Genomic DNA, 21,305 nt, shown 5'->3' on the forward strand with positions numbered 1-21,305 from the left:
ACGCGACCGAGGATCCCCGGGTGTCCATCGTGGTCGCGCATATCGCCGCCTGCGGGATGCCGCTGGCACGTATCCAGGAGATTCGCGCCGCGATCGCCGCGTTTCGTGCGGCCGGTGGCACCGCCATCGCCTACGCGGACACCTTCGGGGAGTTCGGGGGCGGCACGGCGCCCTACTATCTGGCCTGCGCGTTCGACGAGATCTGGCTCGCCCCGCCCGGTGACTGCGGCCTGACCGGTCTCGGGATGGAGGCGCCGTTCCTGCGGGGAGCGCTCGACCGGCTCGGTATCTCCGTCGAGATCGGCCAGCGGTACGAGTACAAGAACGCCGTCAACACGCTGGTGGAGCGGGACTTCACCCCGGCGCACCTGGAGGCGGTCAGCCGGATCATCGAGTCCAGCTCTGACCAGATCGTGGCCGGCATCGCCGAGGGACGCGGGCTGTCCACCGACCGGGTTCGGCGTCTGATCGATCTCGGACCGCTGGCCGGGTCCGTCGCGCTCGACACCGGTCTCGTCGACCGTCTCGGCTACCGCGACGAGGTGTACGCGGCGGCACGGGAACGGGTGACGCGGGGGCCGTCGGCCGGATTCGGGGGTGACGGGGAGGGCGCGGGCCGGGAGGATGCGCGCCGCGGGTCCGGCGCGGAGCCGGTTTTGATGTACGCCTCCGCCTACCGGCGGTCCGCCGAGCGGCGGGAGAAGTTCCCGGCGCTTCGCGTGGCGGCGCTGGCGGCCGGCGGTCCGGCGGCTTTCTTCTTCCGCGAGGTTCCCGATGATCGGGACGGCTCCCGTCCCGACGGCGCCGGGGAGGCCCACCTCCACCCGGACGAGGCCGCGGGCAGCGGGACGAGTGCGCTGGCCCCCTCCGTGACGGCGCCACATCGAGACCCGAAGAAGTCGGTCATCGCGCTCATCCATGGGACCGGGCCGGTCGTCCTCGGACACGGTGCCCCGGGTCCGTTCTCCGGGCCGGTGCTCGCAGCGGAGGCCACCGCGGCGGCCTTCCGTTCCGCCGCGCGTGATCCCGCGGTGGCGGCGGCGGTGTTCCGGGTGAGCAGCCCTGGGGGTTCCTACGTCGCCTCCGACCTGGTCCGCCGGGAGGCCGAGCGGTTCCGGGCCAGCGGCCGGCCGCTGATCGTCTCGATGGGTGACGTGGCGGCCTCTGGTGGCTACTTCGTCGCCCTGGCATCCGATGCGATCGTGGCGAACCCCGGCACGCTGACCGGCTCGATCGGGGTGTTCGCCGGCAAGCAGGTGATCAGCGGGCTGCTCGACAAGGTGGGAGTGGGCTTCGGTGCCGTCGCGGAGGGCGAGCATGCGCTGATGATGTCGCCGCGGCGGCCCTTCACCCCGGGGGAGCGGGAGAAACTGGAGGAGTTCCTGGACCGGGTCTACGCCGACTTCGTTGACAAGGTGGCGGTCGCTCGCGGGCTGTCCCGGGACCAGGCGCACCAGCTGGCCCGCGGCCGGGTGTGGACCGGCGCGGACGCCCATGCGCACGGCTTGGTGGACGTCCTCGGCGGGTTGGCGCAGGCGATCGAACTCGCCTGGTCGCGCGCCGGTCTGCCGGCCGGTGAGACTCCGCGGGTGCGGCTGACGCCCAAGCCGTCGGTGCTGGAACGGGTCCGGTCGCCGAAGTCCAGCGAGGACCGCGGGGCCGCCGCGTCGGTGGCCGGGTCGGTGGCCGGGTCGGTGGCCGGGTCGGTGGCCGGGTCCGCCCTGGGCCTGCTCGGCGCTGGTCCCGGTGCCGGCTTCGTCCCGGGTTGGGGGGCGCTGGCACCGCTGGCGGCGCGGCTTGGTCTGCCCTCGGCCGGTCCGCTGGTCATGCCGCCGATCGGGCGGATCGGTTAGCCGGTCCGCACCGGTGGCCCACAACGAACTCGCCGGCCTGTGGGATGCGTGACACCGCCGTCCGCGGGAGGATCGACGCCCGGGTGCCCGACGGCCAGGCAGGCGGTGAAATGACCGTCGGGTGGCCGGTGAACGGACCCGCCGCGGGTGAATGGACGCGCCGCGCCGGGCCGGGACCGGCGTCGCGTCGCCGTGGGGCGACGGTAGTCTCGCAGCGACCGGTTTCGTCCGGACGGCACCGCTCGTCCCGCGCCACGATCCGCGGCAGGCCATCAGGGTCTGCCCCGGTGGCCTGCCGCGGGGTGGTGGCTTCCGGTCACCGGCCTGTGGCGGTCCGCTGCTGCCACCGCGTCATCGTTCCGTGTCAGAGCGCATACCGGAGGTCGAAGCCGTGCCGTCTATCGAGGCCGTCGGAGCCCGCGAGATCCTTGACTCGCGCGGTAACCCCACCGTCGAGGTCGAGGTCGTCCTGGAGGACGGCACGCTGGGCCGCGCCGCGGTGCCCAGCGGGGCGAGCACCGGTGCCTTCGAGGCCGTCGAGCTGCGCGACGGGGACAACCGCTATGGCGGCAAGGGCGTGACCAAGGCCGTGGCCGCGGTGATCGACCGGATCGGTCCGGCGATCATGGAGTTGGAGGCCACCGAGCAGCGTCTTCTCGACGCGACGCTCATCGACCTCGACGGCACCCCGGGCAAGTCGGCCCTCGGCGCCAACGCCCTGCTCGGGGTCAGCCTGGCGGTGGCCAAGGCGGCGGCGGCGTCGAGCGGCCTGCCGCTGTTCCGGTACCTGGGAGGTCCGACCGCGCACCTGCTCCCGGTGCCGATGATGAACATCCTCAACGGTGGTGCGCACGCCGACACCAACGTCGACATTCAGGAGTTCATGATTGCTCCGATCGGCGCGAGCACCTTCGCCGAGTCGCTGCGCTGGGGTGCGGAAGTCTATCATGCGCTCAAGAGCGTGCTGAAGGCGCGGGGCCTGGCGACCGGCGTGGGCGACGAGGGCGGCTTCGCGCCGAGCCTGCCCACCAACCGGGAGGCTCTCGACCTCATCGCCGAGGGGATCGACAAGGCCGGCTTCGCCCTGGGGACGGACATCGCCCTGGCGTTGGACGTTGCCTCCACCGAGTTCTACGCGGACGGGTCGTACACCTTCGAGGGCAACTCGCGTAGCGCCGAGTACCTGAGCGACTACTATGCCGAGCTCGTCTCCGCCTACCCGATCGTCTCCATCGAGGACCCGCTGGCCGAGGATGACTGGGATGGCTGGGTGGCGCTCACCGAGCGGCTCGGTGGCAAGGTGCAGCTCGTCGGGGACGACTTGTTCGTGACCAACCCGGAGCGGCTGGCTCGCGGGATCGCCTTGAAGGCCGCAAACGCCCTGCTGGTGAAGGTGAACCAGATCGGCACGCTGACCGAGACGCTCGACGCGGTGAACCTGGCCCACCGTAGCGGCTACCGGGCAATGATGTCCCACCGGTCCGGCGAGACCGAGGACACCACCATCGCCGACCTCGCCGTCGCGGTCGACTGCGGTCAGATCAAGACCGGCGCCCCGGCGCGCTCGGAGCGGGTCGCGAAGTACAATCAGCTGCTGCGCATCGAGGAGGAACTCGACGACGCGGCCCGGTACGCGGGCGCCGCCGCGTTCCCCCGCCGCAGGCAAGCCGGCTGATCCCATGCCGCCGCGGAACACCGCGCTGACCACGAGGGCGACCCTGCTCGCCGTCGTGATCTGCGTGCTGGTCCTGACCCTCGCCTATCCGCTGCGGCTGTACCTGCAGCAGCAGGCCAAGCTCTCCGAGCTGAGCCGGACCAACGCGCAGGCCCAGGCGAGGGTCAACGAGCTGCGGGCGACGGTCGAGCGCTACGACGACCAGGCCTGGGTCGAGGACGAGGCGCGCCGTCGGCTGCATTACGTCAAGCCCGGTGAGCGGGCGTACCTGATGCCGATCAAACCGGCACCCACCAAGGACGGCGACGAGACCCGCGGCGGGTCGTCCGGGGGCTCGGCCTGGTACGCCCGACTCTGGTCGGAGATCTCGACGCCGTAGCGGTCACGGGGCGGGAGCCCCGACCCCGGTGCGGCGAAGGAACGGGCTTGGCGGACGGTGATGACGGCGATGACGGCGAGGGGGTGAGTATGGCACCGGCGGTGACGGCCGAGGATCTCGAGATCGTGCGCCGTCAGCTCTCCCGCGAGCCGCGAGCCGTCCTCGCGGTGGCCCATCGCTGCTCGTGCGGTCTTCCCGACGTGGTCGAGACCGCACCGCGGCTTGCCGGCGGCACCCCCTTCCCGACCCTGTACTACCTCACCTGCCCCCGGGCTGCGTCGGCGATCTCGCGGCTGGAGGGGGTCGGGGTGATGCGCGAGATGACAGCCCGGCTGGCGGAGGATCCGCGGCTCGCCGCCGCCTACGCCGTCGCCCACCGGGACTACCTCGCCCGGCGCGACGCGCACGAGGTGCTGCCCGCCGCTCCGAGCGCGGGTGGCATGCCCGATCGGGTCAAGTGCCTGCACGTCCTCGTAGCGCACAGTCTCGCCGTGGGTCCGGGAGTCAATCCGTTCGGTGACGAGGCCCTTGCGGCTGTTCCCGACTGGGGTCGGCGGGGGCCGTGCGTGGCCGGTGGCCGATGTCCGGGCGTTGACGAGGCCGAGGCGCCCGGACCCGCCCCGGGCGGCGGGGCGGCGGGCGACGGACCGACCGGCAGTCGTTCGACAGGGGATCCGGCAGGGGACCCGACGGGGGATCCGAAAGAGATCCGATAGGGGATTTGACCGGGGAGGAGAGACCGTGAGTCGGGTCGCCGCGATCGACTGTGGAACCAACTCGATCCGTCTGCTGGTGGCGGACGTCGAGGGATCGACCCTGCACGAGCTGACCCGCCAGATGGAGATCGTCCGGCTGGGGGCCGGGGTCGACCGGACCGGTGAGCTCGCGCCGGAGGCGCTCGCCCGCACCTTCACCGCGCTGCGGGACTATGCCGAGCAGATCGAGCGGCTGGGAGCCTCACGGGTGCGGATGGTCGCCACGAGCGCGACCCGCGACGCGCGCAACCGCCATGAGCTCGTCGCCGGGGTCCGCGCGATCCTCGGTGTGGACCCCGAGGTGATCAGCGGGAACGAGGAGGCGGCCCTGTCCTTCGGCGGCGCCATCGGTGACCTCGTCGGCCGAGCCGGTTCGTTTGACGCCGGTTCGTTTGACGCCGGTTCGTTCGACGCCGGTTCGTCTGCCGGTTCGGTCGAGGGCGCGCCGACGGGGCCGGTCGCCACGCCGATCCTGCTCGCCGACATCGGCGGCGGCTCGACCGAACTCGTCCTCGGGGACGTGAGCGGGGTGCGGGCCGCCCGTTCGGTGAACGTCGGATGCGTGCGGCTGGCGGAGCGGCACCTGCACGATGATCCGCCGACCGGCGCGCAGGCCGCGGCGATCGTCGCCGACGTGCACGCGGCACTCGACCTCGCCGCCCGTACCGTGCCCCTGACCGAGGCGGCGACGCTGGTCGGCGTCGCGGGGACCGTCACCACGGTCGCCGCCCTCGCGGCTGATCTCCCCGAGTACGACCCGACCCGCATCCACCTGTCYGTGACGACGGCGGAGCAGGTCGCGCAGGTCACGGACCGGCTGCTGAGGATGACGCACGACCAGCGCGCGGCCCTGCCGGTGATGCACCCGGGTCGGGTGGACGTCATCGCCGCCGGCGCGCTCGTGCTGCGCACCCTGGTCGAGCGAACGGGCGCCGCGGCGGTGGTGGCAAGCGAACGCGACATCCTCGATGGGATAGCGCTGGCCCTGGCCGCCGCGCCGGGCGCCCCGGCCACCGGGCCCGGGCGGGCGGCGCCGCCCGTCACCGCCGGCCCGTCGGTATGAGGACCAGCTGTAGGAGGACCGGTGGGGCGGGGTGACGGACGGGACGGGTGACCCGGTGCGGTCAGGGGGCCCGGTGCGGTCAGGGGGCCCGGTGCGGTCAGGGGGTCCGGTGCGACCGGGAAGCGGTTGGCCGGGGGACCTCGCCGCCGCCGACACACCGGTCGCAGCCACGCCGGGCGAGGTCCGCGCGTTGGCCGCCGACGCGACGGGCACCCGGGAGCTCGATGCCCGGATGTCCGTCTGCCGGGCCTGCCCGCGCCTGGTCACCTGGCGGGAAGAAGTCGCGGCGGTGCGGCGGGCGGCCTTCGCCGAGCAGGCCTACTGGGGGCGTCCGGTGCCCTCGTTCGGCCCGGGCGACGCCCGGATCCTCGTCATCGGTCTGGCGCCCGCGGCCCACGGAGGGAACCGCACCGGACGCATCTTCACCGGGGACCGCAGCGGCGACTGGCTGTTTGCCTCGTTGCACCGCKTCGGGCTGGCGGCGCTGCCGACCTCGGTGTCCGCCGGGGACGGTCAGCGTCTGACGGCCACGCGCATCGTCGCCGTCGTCCGTTGCGCTCCGCCCGCGAACAAGCCGACCACTACGGAGCGTGACACCTGTCGGCCCTGGTTGGTGCGTGACCTGGAGCTTGTCCGGTCCACCCTGCGGGTCATCGTCGTCCTCGGTGGATTCGCCTGGTCCGCCCTGTGGCCCGCCCTGGTCCAGGCCGGATTCCCGGTTCCTCCGCGCCGGGTGTCGTTCGGGCACGGCGTGCGGGTCGAACTTCCCGTATCCGGGGTGTCGGTCGTTGGTTGCTATCACCCAAGCCAGCAGAACACCTTCACCGGTCGGGTCACCGAAGTGATGCTTGACACGATTTTTGGCACGGCGGCGGAGCTCGCGGAAGTGGTTGAGCGGGCCGGGTAAGTCTTTGTCCTTGTGGCCGTCGACACAGAAGGTGAGCCGGAACACGGTCCCCACGCATCGGCACCACGGGCCGAAGACCGCCGGTATTCGTGTCCTGCGTCACGAAAAAAGCTGGGCGGCCAGCCCGGGACCAGGGTGTAACACGGCCCTCGTGGGTACGTTTTTGCCATGGGCTACGGGCAACCACCGCACATCCTCATCGTCGGCGGAGGATACGTCGGCATGTACACGGCCCTGCGGCTGCGGCGGAAGCTGCGCCAGGACGAGGCATTGGTCACAGTCGTCGAGCCCAACTCGTACATGACCTATCAGCCTTTCCTCCCGGAAGCGGCGRCCGGCAACCTTGAGCCACGGCACGTGGTGGTGCCGCTACGTAAGGTGCTGAAGGGCTGTCGGGTTGTCAGCGGAAGCGCGCTTCAGGTGTCGCATGGGACACGGACCGCCGTGATCAAACCATCCCTTGGCGAGAAATTTGATCTTAAGTACGACATCTTGGTGATGTGTCCGGGATCGGTGGCGCGAACCCTGCCAATCCCAGGGCTCGCGGAGCAGGGCATCGGCTTCAAGAGCGCGGCCGAGGCCATTTATCTCCGTAATCAGGTCATCAGCCGGTTGGACGCGGCCGCCTCGGTGACCGATCCCGCGGTCCGGCGCCGGGCGCTGACCTTTCTCTTCATCGGCGGAGGGTATGCCGGAATAGAGGCTCTTGCCGAGTTGGAGGACATGGCCCGCGATGCGTGTTCTTTCTATCCTGATCTGGAACCGACGGATATGCGTTGGGTCCTCGTTGAAGCCGCCGGCCGTATTCTTCCCGAGGTTTCACCCGGAATGGGGCTTTATACCCTCCGGCAGCTCGAGCACCGGGGCATCGACGTCAGGTTGAACACGCGGGTGGAGAGCCTGGTCGGTGGGCGGGTTGTGCTGAATAACGGTGAGGAGTTCGACGCGGGCACCATCGTGTGGACGGCCGGGGTGCGGGCGAACCCGATGCTGRCCGACACGGATCTGCCCTTGGACGATCAAGGCCGGGTGCGCGCGACCGTCTTCCTGCAGATCGACGGGGTGGGTGACGCGTGGGCCGCGGGTGACTGCGCGGCCRTGCCCGACCTGACCAGGGGCGAGGATGTCACGACCGGTCCCTCGGCCCAGCACGCCGTCCGCCAGGCTCGCCGGCTGGCCCTCAACATCCTCGCCGAGCTGCGCGGCGAGCCCCTCGAACCATACGAGCACAGCTATGCCGGCAGCGTGGCGTCCCTGGGCCTGCACAAGGGTGTCGCCGAGGTCTACGGGGTCAAGCTGCGCGGCTGGCCCGCCTGGTTCATGCACCGGACGTACCACCTGAGCAGGGTTCCCACCCTCAACCGCAAGACCAGGGTGGTCGCGGACTGGTCGTTGGCACTGTTCTTCCGCCGCGAGATCGTCTCGCTCGGATCCTTCGCCGATCCCCGGGCCGAGTTCCGCCGGGCGGCGATGCCGTCCGCGTTCGCCGCGGCCATCTCCCCAGGCACGCCCGGCACTCCGGTCACGACGACCGGGCGGAACGGGACCACTCGCGCCCCCGCGTCCGCCGTCGCAGCCGACTCGCCCGGCGATGCCGAGGGCGGTGAGGCCGAGGGTGGTGAGGCCGCGTCCCCGGGTGRGGATGTCGTCCGGGCCGCACCGACCGGCAGGATCTCCCGCGGCCGGAGCCGGACGCCCGGTCCGCGCGGCACGTGAACTGAGCGCCCGGCGGCACCATGGCCGGCGTGTGACGGTAGGGACGCCGGGAGCCTGCGGGCCGGTGAATCGTCGCCCGGTTGCGATGGTTCACCGGCCCTCGTGGCTTCACGGCACTTAGGTGGGGGTGTTTTCCCGCGTCTCCGCTCTGGCCGTCAGGACCAAACCCGACGGTGGACCCGCCTTTTAGCGATCTGAGCTGTCCACCGATCGAAGGGGRTGGCGAACAGTTGGCATCCTCGTCACGATGAGTCACGCTTTCGGTCGTGCCGCCATCTCCGGACCACTTTTTCCGCATGTGTTATTCCCAGACCCTACGTAGCGTGGTAGAAACATCAGCGATGTAGACGAGCCGGTGTATCCCAACTGGTAGAGGAGGCTGTCCTAAAAACAGCTCGAGTGTCGGTTCGACTCCGACCACCGGCACAATCCTTTCTCGGTCATCCGGGCATCTGACCGATGAACCGCGGCCGAGGAGGGGAAGGCTTCGTCGCTGTGGGATGCTGTGAGGATGYGCGCGTGGACGTGYGCCGCGATGCCTTGTCGCCATCCACCGTGTCCCGGTGCGCCGGGAACTCCCGTATCCCAAGGAACGTTCCAGACGGTGACGTAGGCTGTAGTCACCGAGGGTGATGCCTCCCCGGAGGCGACCGAGAGGAGCCGGCTCCATGGCCGACCTTCGTTCCTCGAACCCCGCGTTCCGTCGCGGTGGGTTCGCGTCTCCTCCCACGCCGACCCCCGAGGAGCTGGCGAGCCACTACCGCCAGCCCACCACCCTCACGATCGACGACGTCGTCGTGCACACGCTGGGGCTGTTCGCGCTGCTGGCGGTCGGTGGCGCGGTCGGCTGGGCCCTCGCGCCGGACTCGCCCGGCATCGCGCTGGGGGCCGGCCTCGTCGCCCTGGCGATCAGCCTGTTCGTCTCGTTTCGCAACCTGATCAGTCCGCCGCTCATCATCGCCTTCGCCCTGATCGAAGGGGTGGCGGTCGGGGCGGTCTCGCGCTACTACGAGAACGCCTTCAACGGCATCATCCCGCAGGCCCTGCTCGGGACCGGTCTGATCTTCGTCGCGATGCTGGTCGCCTACCGTAGTGGTCGGCTACGGGCCACCCCCCGGATGGCCCGTATCGTGTTCGGCGTGCTCCTCGGGGTCGTGCTCCTCGGCCTGACCGACCTCGTGATCAGGGCCACCAGCGGAAGCCACCTGCCGGTGATCAACGATGCGACGCCGCTCGGCATCCTGTTCAGCCTGCTTGTGCTCGGCGTCGCGAGCCTGCAGTTCATCCTCGACTTCGACTACATCGAGCGGGCGATCGCGTCCCATGCGCCGCGTTCCGAGGCGTGGCGGGCGGGATTCGGCCTGCTGATCGGCTTCGTCTGGGTCTACCTGGAGACGCTGCGCCTGCTCTCCAAGCTGCGGCAGTAGCGCGCGGGTCCGTCGTGGGGCCGGGTCCTGCCGATGATCATGTCAGGGCGGGCAGGGTCAGGGCGCGCGTGGTCAGGGCGCGCGMATAGCGGGTGTCCTCAAGCCTGGTCCTCAGCCCGAGACGTCCGGCCCCGCCGACCGCGCAGTGATCTGGATGATGCATCGCTGATCGCGGATCATCGCCGCCCGGTAGTCGTCCCAGTCGGGATGCTCACCCGCGATGTCTCGGTAATAGGAGATCAGGAGGTCCATCGCCGCCGGTAGCCGGACGATCTCGGCGGTTCCGTTGATCTGCACCCAGGGCCCGAAGAACTCATCGGGGAACACACAGATCCGTACGGTCGGATCCCGCTCGATGTGGCGGACCTTGTAGGCGGTGAGCCGGCTGCTGATCTGCAGACGGCCGTCGGTGTCCACCCCGACGGTGACCGGTGACATCTGGGGCGTGCCATCCCGGCGGGTGGTGCTGAGCACCGCCCGGTGGTGATCGCGTACGAACTCAGTGGCTGCGTCGAGGTTCATGCAGTCATTGTGATGTGTCCGGTGGCCGACCGGGCGCGTCAACGATGCGGACCATATCCGCCCCATGGCGCCGGGTACCCGGCGCCATGGGGCGGGGGACAGCTGCGGGAAGCCGGGCCGTACCTCGACGCCCCACCGAGCGGCCGGGCCTGCGCGGCCGGGCCGCCGAGTGTCTACGCGCGGATCGCCCGCCGCCGCAGATCGGCCTCATGGACCAGGGCCGCCGCATAGCAGTGCGGCAGGTCGTGCTCGGCCCGCAGCCAGTTGACGCGCTCTGCGAAGCGGAGCAGGCCGGGTCCGTCGTCGAGCCGATCGAGCCAGTGGTTCACGTCGTGGCCGGTTGCCTTCGGTATCCGCTCGATGAGGATCTGGTGGGTCTGGGCGGAGCGGTTCAGCGACATGCGCGCCTCCTGAGGTGAAACCCGACGTCAACGGACCATGTCTGGAGGGTGCCCTATACCACAGTAGAGAGCAAGACCCGTTCCCGTCATCGTCAGGTAACCTGCTCGGATGTCCGACGAGGTCCGTGATCTCACCCGTGAGGTCGGCCTGCTGATTCACCGCCTTCAGTGTTGGTCCGGGTCATCATGGGATGTTCCGGTGGAATCCGGTGGTACCAGGGCGGAGCGGGCCGTTCGGCTGCTCGACGAACTGGCGTCRCTCGGCGAGCGGGCCGGCACGGGAGCGCCGGCCGGCGCTCGTCCGCCGCGGCTGGCGCCGCATGCCCTGACCGACCAGCTCGCGGTCCTCGCCGACGAGCTCGTCGCCGCGATCTCGGTGTCCGGTGCGGCGGCGCCGTCCGGTCGCGACGTCCTGGCCGCCGCCCGGGCCGCCGTCCTGGAGGCCCGCCGGGATCTGGACGGCGCGGGCTTCGGGTTCCGCCCCCGTTGAGCGTTCGGTCGGTCTGATCGTCCAGTTCGGTCGGTCGGTCCGATCGTCGTTCACCGCAGGTTCCACGTGCTGCGCACGGTTTCCAGAACGTGTCCCGCGGCGATCCGCGCGCCGTCGAGACTCAGGTGCACGCCGTCACGGGCTCGGGCCAGGACGGTGTTACCGTCCGTGCCGGTGAGGTAGTCGCTGTATGCGCCGTTCTTCGACAACCACGGGGTGAGATCGAGATATCGGGCTCCGACCACCCTGGTCGTGGCGTCGAGGGTCGCCTCGTTCAGCCGGCGGAAGTAGCCGTTAAGCTGGTCCGACCGGGCCGGCGGGAGGCTGAGCCACAGCACTCGGCGGGCTCCGTCGCCGCTCCAGATCCGCATCACGACGATGGCACGCCGTTGGTACTCGGCGGTCCACGCGTCCGATCCGGCCGGCAGGACGGTTCCGTCCGCAAGCGTGATGCCCTGGCCGTCGTTCCCGCCCATTGCGACGATCACCAGCTCTGGGTTGCGCTGCGTGATCTGCGCCCGGGCATGGGTGGCCCAGTCGAAGAAGTCGGGCCGCACCAGGCCCGTGCCGAACCGCGTCTCGGTCTGTGCCCGGATCGTGGCGGGCGCACTGTTCATGATGCTCGGACCGAGTGATTCCGTCAGCGAGTCCCCGGTGACCAGGACGCGCAGCGGATCGGCCGCGGTCGGGTGGCGCGGTGGCAGCGGGGAGCGGTGGGAACCGGCGGCGCCCGGCCCGAGGGCGCCGGGGCGATCGGGCTCGGCTTCAGCTCGGCTGGCCGCCGATGCCAGCTCGGAGAAGGTGCCGCCGGACTTGGCGTCGTGACCAAACGCGCGCGACAACCACCGGTCCGGTTCGTCGAGATGGACGGTCCGGGTGATCCGTTCGGTCGGCCGGGCCACGCCCAGCACGAGCGTGCGGGTGAGTCCTGGGCGCATGCCCTCGCCCGCGTGCACCATCGCCGAGGCGCGGAGCACCGCCAGCAGACCCAGGGTGACGGCTACCAGCAGGAAGGCCTGCCGAACCCGGACGACGCCGGTGGTCGCCGCGGGTGCGGTCGCCGGGGGTCCCGGTGGCGCCGAATCTTCACGCTCAGTCATCGCCCCTCGGCTTCGTTGACGCAGGTCACAGATGTCCCGGAATGTGATCGGGCGTTGCTATTAGATTACTCTAAGTTAAAGTCCCTCTCGCCGTTGCTCGTATCGTCCGGCCTGAGTGTTACCCCGGCCGGGGTAACACTCAGGCTCCGGGACCGGGGTTGGGCTGGGGAGAGCAGGCGAGCGTGACTCAGAAGCGGAAGTAGATGAACGGCGCGACGTCCTGTGGGCCGACGATCGCATAAATGATCATGATGCTCGGGGTGAGCAGCGCGATCTGGGCGCCAAGGCGCAGTCGGGTGAAGGCGGCCTGCGCGTGGATCCACCAGACGCGCGGGACGGCTGCGGTGGCCAGTCCCACCCCGATGGCGGCGAGGACCGTCGGAGTGACCAGCGGCGCCGGTCCGCTCGCGGTGAACAGCCGGACGACGAGCTCGCGTGCCGTTGCCAGGTCGGGCGCTCGGAACAGGACCCAGGTGGCACACACGAAGTGGAAGACGGCCAGCCGGCCGGCCCAGGCGCGGACCGGGTTGGGGACCGCTTCGGGAAGCGCGGCCTGTGCGGCGATGATCGTCCGGCGGCGCGCCGTGGTTGGCGTCCCCGCGGAACTGCCGGCGATGCCGAAGCCGGCAGCGGGACCGGGACCAATAACGGCGCCGGATCCGCCAGCGGAAAGGAGCGGTGCGGGGCTCTCCGATCCCGGCCGGGGTAGCGGCATCGCGGAGAGCCCCGCCGATTCGGCCTGTCCCGGGATCTGTTCCTGTCCCGTGGCTCGGGCCCGTCCCGGGATCTGTTCCTGTCCCGTGGCTCGGGCCCGTCCCGGGATCTGCTCCTGTCCCGTGGCTCGGGCCCGTTCCGTCGCCCGGATCTGGTCCGCCCGTCGGGCCCGGATCCGGCGTTCGGTCACCAGCCCACCGCCGTGCAGCGCTCCCCACAGGACGAACGTCCAGGCGGCGCCGTGCCAGAGACCACCCAGAGTCATGGTGATCATGATGTTGAGGTAGGTGCGCCGCTGCCCCTTCCGGTTCCCTCCGAGCGGTAGGTAGACGTAGTCCCGTAGCCATCGGGACAGGGTCATGTGCCAGCGGCGCCAGAAGTCCTGCAGGGTGACGGCCGCGTAGGGACGGTCGAAGTYGTCCGGGAAGCGGAAGCCGAGCAGGAGGGCGATCCCGATCGCGATGTCGGAGTACGCCGAGAAGTCACAGTAGATCTGCACGGCGTAGCCGTAGCCGGCCGTGGCGATCTCCAGCGACGAGTGCTGGCCGGGTGCGTCGAAGACGGGGTCGACGAGGCGTGAGGCGATCAGATCGGCGAGCACCACCTTCTTGACCAGGCCGCCCACGATCAGGAACACGGCCCGGGTGGCCTGGACCTGGTTCGGGTCCCGTGGCGTGGCGAGCTGGGGGATGAACTCGCGCGCACGCACGATGGGACCGGCGACCAGATGCGGGAAGAACGCCTCGTACACGGCGAAGTCCAGCAGCGACGCGGGTGTGCTGGTGCCGCGATGGACGTCGATGACGTAGGACAGCGCCTGGAAGGTGAAGAACGAGATCCCGATCGGCAGCGCCACCTGGAGCAGGGGCAGCGCCGTGGGGAGACCGATCTCGGCCAGCGCGCGGTCCACCGACAGGGCGAAGAAGCTGTAGTACTTGAACCAGCCGAGCAGGCCGAGGTCGCAGACGATCGCGGCGATGAGGACGCGGCGGTCGCGCCAGCGGTGGATCGCGACGGCGGCACCCTGGTTGATCAAGGTGGAGGCCACGATCAGCAGCACGAAGCGTGCGTCCGCGAAGCCGTAGAAGAAATACGACGCCCCGAGGATGAACGGCTTCCACAGCCTCGGCCGGGGCATCAGCAGCCAGGAGATCGCCAGCACCACGACAAGGAACGCCGCAAACTCGATCGTCGGAAAGATCATGTGTGCCCGTCCGGTGGGGTCGCCCAGCAGGATAATCGCTTTAGGAAGTCGAGCGACTACCTAAAGTAGTTGATGGGTGGGGTGTTCGCCGCTCGACGGCCGCGCTGCCGGCATCCGCCTGGCCCTTTCGGGTAGCCTCCGGCCGATTGCCGGTGGAACTCGTGCGCCGGCGCCATGGGATGGCTACCTTCCGACCATGGGCATCGTCTCAGTCAACGGCATCGACCTCGCCTACGAGATCCACGGCGACGAGGACGGGTTGCCGCTGCTCCTGATCGGCGGCCTCGGGCAGCAGCTCGTCGGCTGGCACCCGGACCTGCTGGCCGCGCTCGGTCGTCGCGGTTATCGAACGATCATCTTCGACAACCGGGACGTGGGACTGTCCACTCATCTCGACCAGCTCGGTCGGCCCGACCTGGCGGCGATCCTGAGCGGTCGCTTCGACCTCGCTCCCTACCGGCTCGAGGACCTGGCCGCGGACGCGGTCGGCCTGCTGACCGCCCTCGGGATCGAGTCGGCGCACCTGATGGGCAGCTCGATGGGTGGCATGATCGCCCAGATCGTGGCCCTCGGGAACCCCGAGCGGGTGCGCAGCCTCACCTCGATGATGTCCCATCCGGGTGACCACCGGGTGCAGCCGACCGCCGAGGCGATCGCGCTGTTCCTGCGGCCGGCGCCGGCCGACCTGGAGGAGTTCGTCCTCGCCGGGCACGAGGCGCAGGAGGTCCTGGGCTCGCCGTTGTTCGCGCCGGACGTGGCGTGGCTGCGGCGGCGGGCCGAGATCCAATGGGGCCGTCGCCCGAACCCGGTCGGGGTCATGCGCCAGATCGCCGCCGTGCTCGCGGCGCCCGACCGCACCCCCGGGCTCGCGCGGCTCCCGGTCCCCACCCTCGTCGTCCACGGTGACGCGGACCCGCTCGTCCCGGTCCTCGGTGGTCGGTTGACGGCCGCGGCGATCCCGCTCGCGGAGCTGCTGGAGATCGACGGGATGGGGCATGAGCTCCCCCGCCAGGTCTGGGGTCGCATCCTGGACAAGCTTGACGATGTCGTGCATCGCGGGGAAGTCGATCGTCGCGGGACGCTCGCGCAGGCGAGCTGAGCGACGACCCGCCTGCCCGGATCGTCGCGGTGGCCCGGCCGCGTCAGGTCCCGGGCTTGATGACCATGAAAGCGATGATCAGTATCCAGCAGGCGGTGCTCACGGCGACACCCCCCATGATTGGAAGGGTACGCCGACGCGTGTCACCGCCCGCGTCGATCTCCTTGACGGCGTGGGCGAGCCCGGGCGCGATCATGCCCAGCGAGATCCCGGTGGCCACCACCCACAGCACGAGGGCACCCGACAGCCAGGGGTCGCCCAGYGACCGCACGCTGCCGAATGATCCCTGATGCACCAGCCCGAGGCCCGTCACGACGATGAGCAGTGAGGCGAGCGCGAGAGCCCGGATCATCCGCACGCACAGGCGCAGGATCGGCAGGGCACCGGCCCCCAACCGCAGCAGGCGCGGGGTGACCACGGTGATCAGCGTCAGCGGACCGATGACGAAGACCCCGAGAACGACGTGCACGGTCAGGAGGAGCCCRAAGCTGCCCGAATGCGGCATGCGCAGAAGGTATCGATCGTCGTCCGTCGGCCGTATCCCGGGGGACGGCGATCCGCTAGAGCCGGTAGGACTGGTAGTAGAGCGACTTCACCACGTCGCCGAAGTGAGTTCCGTACAGCTTGTCGTTGACTCCGGCATAGGCGTAGCTGACCACCCCGTCGACCCAGCCGTGCCCGGAACCGAGCCGGCCGAGGCCGGTGAGTAGTGGCCCGCCGCTGGCGCCGGCCGTCATGCGGCAGGCGACGCCGATCGACGGGCTGCCGTAGGGGTCGCCGAAGCCGGGGCCGGCGCAGTAGACGAGTTGGCTGCCGTCGTAGGGGGGCAGCCGCGGGTAGCCGAAGGTGTACTGCGGATACGTCCCCGGAAGATCGAAGGCTATGCCCTGGGATCCGACCGTGTCCTCGAGATGACGGCCGCGGGACGGGGACGGGTTGAACAGGGCGAAGCCGGTGTCGACGTCGAAGTCGTCCTGGCGGGCCCACCCGGACGTCAYGGTAAGCCGGCGGGCGGTCCAGATGCCGTAGGGCATCGCGCCGTTGTCGAACCCGGGGATGAAGATGACGTTCCGCGCGAACTGTTCCCCGCTACCGCCGTGCACGCAGTGCCCCGCGGTGACCACGAGGTCACGGCTGGGGCTGGACACGACGCTCGCGGAGCAGGCGTAGTCACTGCCGCCGATGGTGGCGAACAACCGGCCGGTGGTCGTGGTCACCAGCCCGCCCCGGGTGTAGGGCGTTCCGGCGCTCGGGGGCGGGGGAGCGTCGCTCGCGGCCGTTTCGGAGTCGCCGGCGGCAGGCGGGGCCGGCCCGGGACTGAGGGGGGCGGCATCGGCATGGTCGTTCGTGCGGGCCCCGAAGGCTCGGGCCCGCCGCTGCGCGCTCCAGTACCGTTCGACCTCGCGCTGCTCGGCGAGGGTCACCGCCCCCGGCGCCGAGAGGAGCTGTCCCGCGGTGGATCCCGGGTACGTGGCGGCGATCGGCGCGCCCCCTCGCCCGGTGTCCGACGCCGCCTGGGCGGGGCTGGYCGGAAGGGCCGCGGGTGCCAGCGCGACGCCCGCCGTCAGYAGGATCGCGACGGTGAGCCTCGATCGCGCCGGCGGGCGTGGGCGGGCCCGGGTGGCGCCGGGTACATCCGCCGGCGGGAGTGGGCGGAGGCGTGCCGCGTCCGCCCGTCGCTCGGACTCCTGGTCTGCACTCCGTGACGTCACGACAGCGCAGAGTAGCAGTACTGTCGCCTTCTGTGGCGGCTCGCGGGCGTTGTGGGACGGGTGGGTCGGCGGGCCGCGCCTCCCGCCCTTGTCGACCCCTCTCCATGGGCCGGTTGGAGAGGGCTGTAGGGGTAAGACGGCTAGGTGCTAGATAGTCCGGAAGAGACGGTACCTATAAACCCGTATCATTCAACCCGTATCATTCAAGCCATATCATCGAGACCATGGCTGGAATCGCGCTGACGCCGGTGTCGTATCTGGTCCTGGGGGAGGTGGCGCGGCGTGGCAGCGCCACTCCGTACGAGCTCAAGGTCGCGGTTGCCGGCTCGATCGGTAACTTCTGGTCGTTTCCGCACGCCCAGCTCTACAAGGAGCCGCCCCGCCTTGCCGCGGCCGGACTCCTCTCGGAGGAACGGGAGGAGTCCGGCCGCAGGCGGCGGATCTTTCGCCTGACCGACGCCGGCCGGAGCAGGTTGGCCGCGTGGCTCACCGTCCCGGAGGCCGGGCGCACCGAGCTGCGCGATCCCGGCCTGCTCAAGCTGGCATTCGCCGATCTGGGCCGGCCGGGTGATGTCAGCCGGCTCGCGCGGGCCCAGGCGGCGGCGCATCGCGCTCACCTGGAGGTGTACCGCTCCCTGATCGCGCTGCCCGCGGGCGCCCTGGCCTGGTCGCTGCGCCGGACCCTCGATCTCGGGCTCGGCTACGAGGAGCTCGCGGTCGAGTTCTGGGAACGCCTCGCCGCCGAGCCGGGCGGGGTGGCGCGGCGGTCAGCGGGCGGTGCGGTGCCTGCCCCGGGCCCGCAGGTAGTCCCGGATGACGTAGTTGCCGAGGGCGGCGGGATCGGGTGAGAGAACCCGCCCGCCGTTGCGTCTGGCTATCTCCTCGACGAACTGCACCAGCCGTGGCTCGTCGTCGAGCATGAACASGTTGACGGTCACGCCGCGCCGGGTGAGCCGGTCGACCTCGGCCAGGGTCAGCTCCAGGGTCTCGGGCATCGGCGGCCAGGAGAACGAGGGAGTACCGTCGCGCAGCAGGTGCGCGGTGGGCTCACCGTCGGTGACCACCATGATGACCGGCTCCGACTGCGGGTAGCGGCTCAGCAACCGGCCAGCGATGAGCAGGGCGTGCTGCAGGTTCGTGCCCTGCACCATCTCGGAGTCGAGCCCGGCGAGCTCGACCGGCCGCAGCTCCCGGGCGTAGTCCGAGAAGCCGACAATGTGGATCTTGTCTTGCGGGAACGACGTGCTGACGAGCGTGTGCAGCGCGAGTGCCGTCGACTTCGCGATGCCCCAGGTGCCCCGCAGCGCCATCGAGTAGGACAGGTCGACGAGCAGGCACACCGCCGCCGTGGCGCGGCGCTCCGTCTCGGCGACCTCGAAGTCGGCCACCGCCAGGCGGATCGGGTGGCCCCGGCCGGGCGGACCGCCGCGCAGCACCGCGTTGCGGACCGTGCGGACGACGTCGATCGGCTGGGTGTCGCCGAACTGCCAGGCCCGGGAGGTGCCCAGCAGATCCCCGGCGGAACCCGCGTCGGTCACGCTGTGATCCCCGCGGCCCCGGGCGGAGACCTGCCGGAAGATCCGGGCCAGTGCGGCCTGCCCGATCCGGCGCACCGCCCGCGGGGTGAGCTCGAGGCTCCCGGCCCGGCGGGTGAGGAATCCCTGCCGCTCCAGCTCCCGTTCGATCTCCTGCAGCCCTCGCAGATCGTCGACGGCGGACCGGCCCAGCGCCCGGGCCACCGCCTCGGGGTCAACGTCTTCCAGGGAGGCCCCGGCGTAGTCCTGCCCCAGCGCGGCGGCCAGTTCGTCCAGCTCCGCGAGCTCCTCCAGCGCGGTGGTGGCGTCGCCGAGACCGAGCGGTTCCTCGCCGCTCAGGCCGTCGCCCAACCGGCCGGCCCGCCCCCGCAGCCGTCCACCCCAGTTGAGGTCAGGTCGGGACGCGCGCAGCGCCTGCGCCAGTCGTGACATCTCCGCGGCGAGCCCCAGGTCCTCCATCGCCGTGGACATCAGATCGGCGAGTTCGGAGCGCTRCTGCGGGGTGAGCCCGGCCAGCAACCGCGCGGCGGCGGYGGCCCGGCGGGCCAGCGCGTCAACCAGTTCCTCCAGCGAGCCGGGGTTCTCCGGAAAGAAGTCGCCGAACTCCCGCATGAACCGGGCGAACGCCTCGTCGGTGTCCTCACCGCGGGCGTCCGCCTCCAGCAGGGCGTTGAGCGCGCCGACCATCTCCCGGATCCGGGCGAAGTCCTCGGGCGTGGCCCCCTCCAGGGCCTGCTTCATCCCCTTGAACTGGGAATCGAGGACCTCGCGACGCAGCAGCTCGGAGATCTTCTCGTACGTCTCGCGGGCCGGCGGGGACCGCCAGTCATACTCGGCGAGCGAGCGCACCGCACGGGCGGGGTCCGCGGGCAGCGCGTCCAGCTCGGCTTCGCGCAGCCGGGCGTCGTCGGAGGGGTCGGGGAACAGCGCCGCCCGTTCCTGGCCCACGGCGGTGTCGAGCAGCCGGCGGACCTCTTGGAGTGTCCCGTCCATCCGGCCGTGGGATCGGGCCTCCCGCCGGTGCCGCTCGACGGCCCGGCGCATGTCGTCCAGACCACGCCGGCCCGGCATGCCCCGGCGCAGCAGCGACTCCAGAGCCTCCCGCGGGGTGCGTCCCTCCAGAATCTGGCGGGACATCTCATCCAGGGCGTCGGACGCGGTGAAGGGAGAGGCGAGTGGGTCGGGTCCGCCGTCCCACGGGCCATACCGGAATGTTCCGGAATTCACTGTTCCTCCTGGAAGCTTCCGTGCCGAGGCCAGGTGCCGCCGGGTCAGGTGCCGTAGACGGTCCGTCCGGGAAGCTCTTCCTTGGCCAGCCGGCGGTTGAGGTGCAGTCCCTCCATCGCCAGCTCCAGCGCGGCCGCCGCGAGCCCCGGCGACTCCGCCCCGTCCACGCCGAGCCTGGTCAGGATCGCCGCGAGCCCGGGCACCGGCCCGACCCGGCGCAGCAGCTCGGCCGCCGCTACCAGGTCGCCGGTCTCGACCGGGCCATCCGCGTCGAAGCGGGCCTGCAGGCCGGTGAGGTCCGCGCCGGCCAGCCTTGCCCGGAATGTCTCGGCCACCGCGCGGCGCAACAGCAGCGCGAGGACCTCGTCCTCCCGGCCCTCCTCCAGCTGGTCGAACTCGACCTTGCCGCGTACCGCCGGGACGATCGCGGCGAGGTCGACCACCCGTGCGGTGGGCGTCTCCTCGCCGGTCAGCGCCGCGCGGCGGACCGCCGAAGCCGCCACCGTCTCGGCCGCGGCCACCGACAGCCGGGCCGACACCCCCGAGCGCTGGTCGACCTGGGGGGCGTCGCGCACCAGCCGGGTGAACCGGGCCACGATCTCCACCAGGTGATCGGGTATCTCCGGTGCGCCGAGCGGGGACCCCGCCCAGGACATCACCGCCTCCTGGCGGATCAGCGCCAGTTCGTCGGTGAGGTGCAGCGGGTAGTGGGTGCGGACCTCGGCGCCGAACCGGTCCTTGAGCGGCGTGATGATCCGCCCCCGGTTGGTGTAGTCCTCGGGGTTGGCCGAGGCGACCAGCAGCAGGTCCAGCGGCAACCGGAGCAGGTAGCCGCGGACCTGGATGTCCCGCTCCTCCAGCACGTTGAGYAGCGCGACCTGGATCCGTTCGGCGAGGTCGGGCAGCTCGTTGACGCTGAAGATCCCGCGGTTGGTGCGTGGCACCAGCCCGTAGTGGACCGTCTCGGGATCGCCGAGCGTGCGGCCCTCGGCGACCTTCACCGGGTCGACGTCGCCGATGAGGTCGCCGACGCTCGTGTCCGGGGTCGCGAGCTTCTCGCTGAACCGCTCGCCGCGGTGCCGCCAGACCACCGGCAGCGCGTCACCGAGATCGGCCGCCAGCGCCCGGCATCGGCCGCAGACCGGCGCGTAGGGGTGGTCGTTGATCTCACAGCCGGCGACGGCCGGCGACCACTCGTCGAGCAGACTCACCAGAGTGCGGATGAGCCGGGTCTTGCCCTGCCCGCGCTCGCCGAGGAAGACGATGTCGTGACCGGCCAGGATGGCCCGCTCGACCTGGGGAAGGACGGTCTCGTCGAAACCGACGATGCCCGGGAACCGGGGGCCGTCGCCCTGCATCAGGGCGACGAGGTTGTCGCGCAGCTCCGTCCGCACCGGGCGGTGCGCGTGYCCGCTGCGGCGCAGCCCACCCAGGGTGGTGAACTGCGGGGCGGCGGCCGTCGGCGGGTGGACCGCAGATGCCACGGTCGGGGGCACGGTCGGTGGTATGGAATGACTGGGCTGTGC

The 21,305-nt window shown here is 71.0% G+C and carries 19 protein-coding genes and 1 tRNA gene; 12 read left to right on the top strand and 8 right to left on the bottom strand.

Annotated elements, in window-relative coordinates; translation table 11 throughout:
• From KBI5_RS03075 to KBI5_RS03115, 9 genes are all read left to right on the top strand, one after another.
• On the top strand, nucleotides 1-1,853 hold a 1,853-nt coding region (locus KBI5_RS03075; RefSeq protein WP_085014258.1), incomplete at its 5' end, for a S49 family peptidase.
• Between the two features lie 391 nt (nucleotides 1,854-2,244).
• Nucleotides 2,245-3,528 (top strand): phosphopyruvate hydratase, encoded by a 1,284-nt coding sequence (gene eno / locus KBI5_RS03080; RefSeq protein ID WP_011438297.1) that lies wholly within the window; start codon nucleotides 2,245-2,247, stop codon nucleotides 3,526-3,528.
• A 4-nt stretch (nucleotides 3,529-3,532) separates the two neighbouring features.
• Entirely contained in the window at nucleotides 3,533-3,907 is a 375-nt protein-coding gene (locus KBI5_RS03085) for a septum formation initiator family protein (protein ID WP_011438296.1), read from the top strand.
• Between the two features lie 89 nt (nucleotides 3,908-3,996).
• Nucleotides 3,997-4,623, top strand: coding sequence for a DUF501 domain-containing protein (locus KBI5_RS03090; RefSeq protein ID WP_035941014.1), 627 nt, complete (start codon nucleotides 3,997-3,999; stop codon nucleotides 4,621-4,623).
• Between the two features lie 25 nt (nucleotides 4,624-4,648).
• Nucleotides 4,649-5,725: a Ppx/GppA phosphatase family protein gene (locus KBI5_RS03095; protein WP_085014259.1), complete on the top strand. Its 1,077-nt coding sequence runs from the start codon at nucleotides 4,649-4,651 to the stop codon at nucleotides 5,723-5,725.
• A gap of 109 nt (nucleotides 5,726-5,834) precedes the next feature.
• Nucleotides 5,835-6,632, top strand: a complete 798-nt coding sequence (locus KBI5_RS03100) for a uracil-DNA glycosylase (protein ID WP_277870079.1) — start codon at nucleotides 5,835-5,837, stop codon at nucleotides 6,630-6,632.
• Nucleotides 6,633-6,800: 168 nt separating this feature from the next.
• On the top strand, nucleotides 6,801-8,348 hold the full coding sequence (locus KBI5_RS03105) for an NAD(P)/FAD-dependent oxidoreductase (protein WP_085014260.1): 1,548 nt from the start codon (nucleotides 6,801-6,803) through the stop codon (nucleotides 8,346-8,348).
• A 351-nt stretch (nucleotides 8,349-8,699) separates the two neighbouring features.
• A tRNA-Leu gene (locus KBI5_RS03110) sits at nucleotides 8,700-8,774 on the top strand.
• A gap of 242 nt (nucleotides 8,775-9,016) precedes the next feature.
• Nucleotides 9,017-9,775 (top strand): Bax inhibitor-1/YccA family protein, encoded by a 759-nt coding sequence (locus KBI5_RS03115; RefSeq protein WP_023840078.1) that lies wholly within the window; start codon nucleotides 9,017-9,019, stop codon nucleotides 9,773-9,775.
• A gap of 111 nt (nucleotides 9,776-9,886) precedes the next feature.
• Here the strand turns inward: KBI5_RS03115 and KBI5_RS03120 are convergent, their stop codons facing one another.
• Nucleotides 9,887-10,297: a PPOX class F420-dependent oxidoreductase gene (locus tag KBI5_RS03120; RefSeq protein WP_023840079.1), complete on the bottom strand. Its 411-nt coding sequence runs from the start codon at nucleotides 10,295-10,297 to the stop codon at nucleotides 9,887-9,889.
• A 173-nt stretch (nucleotides 10,298-10,470) separates the two neighbouring features.
• Nucleotides 10,471-10,698, bottom strand: a complete 228-nt coding sequence (locus KBI5_RS03125) for a DUF4287 domain-containing protein (RefSeq protein WP_011438288.1) — start codon at nucleotides 10,696-10,698, stop codon at nucleotides 10,471-10,473.
• A 199-nt stretch (nucleotides 10,699-10,897) separates the two neighbouring features.
• Between KBI5_RS03125 and KBI5_RS03130 the strand changes: the two genes are divergently transcribed.
• On the top strand, nucleotides 10,898-11,188 hold the full coding sequence (locus tag KBI5_RS03130; protein WP_235462825.1) for a hypothetical protein: 291 nt from the start codon (nucleotides 10,898-10,900) through the stop codon (nucleotides 11,186-11,188).
• A gap of 50 nt (nucleotides 11,189-11,238) precedes the next feature.
• Here the strand turns inward: KBI5_RS03130 and KBI5_RS03135 are convergent, their stop codons facing one another.
• Both KBI5_RS03135 and KBI5_RS03140 read right to left on the bottom strand, forming a co-directional pair.
• Nucleotides 11,239-12,288: a DUF459 domain-containing protein gene (locus tag KBI5_RS03135; RefSeq protein ID WP_011438286.1), complete on the bottom strand. Its 1,050-nt coding sequence runs from the start codon at nucleotides 12,286-12,288 to the stop codon at nucleotides 11,239-11,241.
• 187 nt (nucleotides 12,289-12,475) lie between these two features.
• Nucleotides 12,476-14,206 (bottom strand): MBOAT family O-acyltransferase, encoded by a 1,731-nt coding sequence (locus KBI5_RS03140; RefSeq protein ID WP_085014261.1) that lies wholly within the window; start codon nucleotides 14,204-14,206, stop codon nucleotides 12,476-12,478.
• 196 nt (nucleotides 14,207-14,402) lie between these two features.
• On the opposite strand from KBI5_RS03140, the gene KBI5_RS03145 reads away from it, so the two are divergent.
• Nucleotides 14,403-15,305 (top strand): alpha/beta fold hydrolase, encoded by a 903-nt coding sequence (locus KBI5_RS03145; protein ID WP_011438284.1) that lies wholly within the window; start codon nucleotides 14,403-14,405, stop codon nucleotides 15,303-15,305.
• A gap of 43 nt (nucleotides 15,306-15,348) precedes the next feature.
• Here KBI5_RS03145 and KBI5_RS03150 read toward each other — a convergent pair whose 3' ends face one another.
• On the bottom strand, nucleotides 15,349-15,810 hold the full coding sequence (locus KBI5_RS03150) for a membrane protein (RefSeq protein WP_011438283.1): 462 nt from the start codon (nucleotides 15,808-15,810) through the stop codon (nucleotides 15,349-15,351).
• A gap of 55 nt (nucleotides 15,811-15,865) precedes the next feature.
• Nucleotides 15,866-17,017: a hypothetical protein gene (locus KBI5_RS03155; protein WP_085014262.1), complete on the bottom strand. Its 1,152-nt coding sequence runs from the start codon at nucleotides 17,015-17,017 to the stop codon at nucleotides 15,866-15,868.
• A 224-nt stretch (nucleotides 17,018-17,241) separates the two neighbouring features.
• On the opposite strand from KBI5_RS03155, the gene KBI5_RS03160 reads away from it, so the two are divergent.
• On the top strand, nucleotides 17,242-17,865 hold the full coding sequence (locus KBI5_RS03160; RefSeq protein WP_011438281.1) for a PadR family transcriptional regulator: 624 nt from the start codon (nucleotides 17,242-17,244) through the stop codon (nucleotides 17,863-17,865).
• Here the strand turns inward: KBI5_RS03160 and KBI5_RS03165 are convergent.
• On the bottom strand, nucleotides 17,785-19,779 hold the full coding sequence (locus tag KBI5_RS03165; RefSeq protein WP_085014263.1) for a VWA domain-containing protein: 1,995 nt from the start codon (nucleotides 19,777-19,779) through the stop codon (nucleotides 17,785-17,787). The two genes, KBI5_RS03160 and KBI5_RS03165, sit on opposite strands and share 81 nt — an antisense overlap.
• A gap of 44 nt (nucleotides 19,780-19,823) precedes the next feature.
• Nucleotides 19,824-21,263 carry a magnesium chelatase gene (locus tag KBI5_RS03170; protein WP_173645785.1) on the bottom strand — a complete coding sequence of 480 codons (1,440 nt, stop codon included), beginning with the start codon at nucleotides 21,261-21,263 and terminating at the stop codon, nucleotides 19,824-19,826.
• Nucleotides 21,264-21,305: the final 42 nt, after the last annotated feature.

This window comes from Frankia sp. KB5 (genome assembly GCF_002099325.1).
GTDB lineage: Bacteria > Actinomycetota > Actinomycetes > Frankiales > Frankiaceae > Frankia > Frankia casuarinae.